Below are 2,270 nucleotides of genomic sequence, written 5' to 3'. Positions count from 1 at the left end.
CTCTTCCGCTGAACCGCCGCGCTCTCCTGCCGCTGACGCCGCGGGCGGGACACGACCAGACGTTGTACGGGGTCAGGGGCGCCAGCGGCGCACGACCAGGACCGCGTTATGGCCGCCGAAGCCGAAGGACTGGCTCACCGCCACCTCCACCGGATGCTCCTGCGCCTGGTGGGGCACGACATTGATCTCCGGATCCTCCGGGTCGTCACAGTTGATCGTCGGCGGCACCACTCCCGTACCGATGACCTCACTGATCACCGCCGCCTCCACCGCGCCGCCCGCCGCGAGCATATGGCCCGTCATCGACTTGGTGGAGCTGATCGGTATCCGGGTGGCCCGGTCCCCGTAGACCCGGCGGATCGCGGCCAGTTCACTGGTGTCGTTGAGCCGGGTCCCCGTGCCGTGCGCGTTGATATGGCCGACGTCCTCGACGCCGAGCCGCGCCGAGCGCAGCGCGTCGCGCATGGCACGGTCCATCTGGGCGCCGTCGGGCGCGGGGGCGGTGAGATGGTGGGCGTCGGTGGTGGCGGCGTAGCCCGCCAGCTCGCCGTGGATGACGGCACCGCGCCGCTGGGCGTGCGCGGCGCTCTCCAGCACCAGGATCCCCGCGCCGGCGCCCATCACGAAGCCGTCCCGGCCGCGGTCGAAGGGCCGGGACGCCTCCCGGGGGTCCCCGGTGTGGCGGGAGAGCACCCGGGCCCGCGCCGCCGCGGCCAGCTCCAGCCGGTCGAAGGCGTCCATGCCGCCCGCCACGACGACATCGGCGCGCCCGTCGCGGATCCACCCCGCCGCCTCGCCGATACAGATCGTGCCGGTGGCACAGGCGGCGACCATCTCGGCGGAGGGCCCGCGGGCGCCCAGGGCGAGGGCCAGCTCGGCGGCGGAGCTGATGCCCATGGTCGGGAAGACATGCGGGCTGACCCCGGCGTACCCCTCGTCGCGCATCGCCATGGCGTTGCGGGAGGCGATCCGGGTCGAGCCGATGATCGAGCCGACCGCGACCCCGACCCGGGGGGCCAGCTCCTCGTCCAGTGCGATCCCGGCCTCCTCCAGCGCCATCAGCGCGGCCGCCGTGACGACCTGGATCGTCCAGTCCGTACGCCGGATGACGGGGGCCGGGACGTACCGTCCGGGGACGAATCCATCGACCTCGGCGCCGATCCGGACGGGAAGGCCGCTGACGTCGAAGCCCCGTACCTCCCGTACGGTGCTCTTGCCCGCGACCAGTCCGCTCCAGGTGTCGGCCCAGTTCGCCCCGAGCGGCGAGACCACTCCCCGGCCGGTGATGACCACCCGTCGTCCCCGCTCGGTACTCCTCTCCGTGTCGCCGGTACGTACGGGGCCCGGGGATCCGGTCTTCGTGTGCGGGCTCGTCATATCCGCTCACCTCCAGAGGTGCTGACTGCCGGTTGACGGTGTCGCTCGGTGAGGGCGACCAGGGTGGGGACGGCTTCGGCGGGGGAGGGCAGGGCGAGGAGGTCGTCGCGGAGCCGGCGGGCTCCCTCGCGGTAGGAGTCGTCACCGAGCAGCCGCCGCACCTCCTCCACCACCCGCTCCCCCGACGCCTTCGCGGGCTCCAGCTCGATGCCCGCGCCATACGAGGTCACCCCCCGGCTCAGCCAGATCGCGTCCATCTGATCGGGCATCAGCAGCTGGGGCACCGAGGCCAGGGACGTCGTCCCTATGGTCCCGTACCCGCCGTGGTGGATGAGGGTGGTGCTGGTGGCGGCGAGGGGGGCCAGGGGGACGAAGCCGGTGACCCGGACCCGGTCGGGCAGCGGGGGCAGGGTGGCCCGGGTGGCCTGGTCGACGGTGGCCACGACCTCGACATCGAGATCCGCGAGCGCGGTCAGGATCTCCGACACCGATACCGCGTACCCCGCCAGCCGTTCCACCGCCGACAGTCCCAGCGTGAACCCGACCCGGGGACCGGCCGGGGGCTCCCACAACCAGCGCGGGACCACGGAAGCCCCGTTGTAGACGCCGTAACGGACCGGTACGTACGGGATCGAGGTCGGCAGCCGGAACGCCTCGGGCAGCTGGTCCAGTGTGAACTGGCCCGTGGTCAGCTCCTCGTCGAACTCCACCCCGTACCGCCCCGCCAGCGATCCCAGCCACTCCCCGAGCGGATCACCCGCCCCACCCGCCACACCACCACCCGCACCATGCAACCGGAGGAACTGCTCCCGGATCCGCCCGAAGAAATCGGTACCCCAGGTCATCCGCGCGTGGGCCGCCCCACACGCCCGCGCCGCGACCGCGCCCGCGAA

2 protein-coding genes are annotated in these 2,270 nt (G+C 73.0%); both read right to left on the bottom strand.

All coding sequences use genetic code 11. The features are described 5' to 3' along the window. Positions 1–72 precede the first annotated feature (72 nt). Positions 73–1,377 carry a beta-ketoacyl-[acyl-carrier-protein] synthase family protein gene (locus tag ACFVIM_RS34715; RefSeq protein ID WP_384310261.1) on the bottom strand — a complete coding sequence of 435 codons (1,305 nt, stop codon included), beginning with the start codon at positions 1,375–1,377 and terminating at the stop codon, positions 73–75. Next, a partial coding sequence (locus ACFVIM_RS34710; protein WP_384310259.1) for a glycosyltransferase occupies positions 1,374–2,270 on the bottom strand: 897 nt, incomplete at its 5' end. The genes ACFVIM_RS34715 and ACFVIM_RS34710, both read right to left, overlap by 4 nt.

This window comes from Streptomyces sp. NPDC057638, assembly GCF_042800315.1.
Lineage (GTDB): Bacteria > Actinomycetota > Actinomycetes > Streptomycetales > Streptomycetaceae > Streptomyces.
This window is presented reverse-complemented; position numbering and strand designations above follow the sequence as displayed.

Bases quoted from the DNA above. Each gene is read 5' to 3' on its own strand.
- ACFVIM_RS34715 (WP_384310261.1), bottom strand. From the start codon at position 1,377: ATGACGAGCCCGCACACGAAGACCGGATCCCCGGGCCCCGTACGTACC.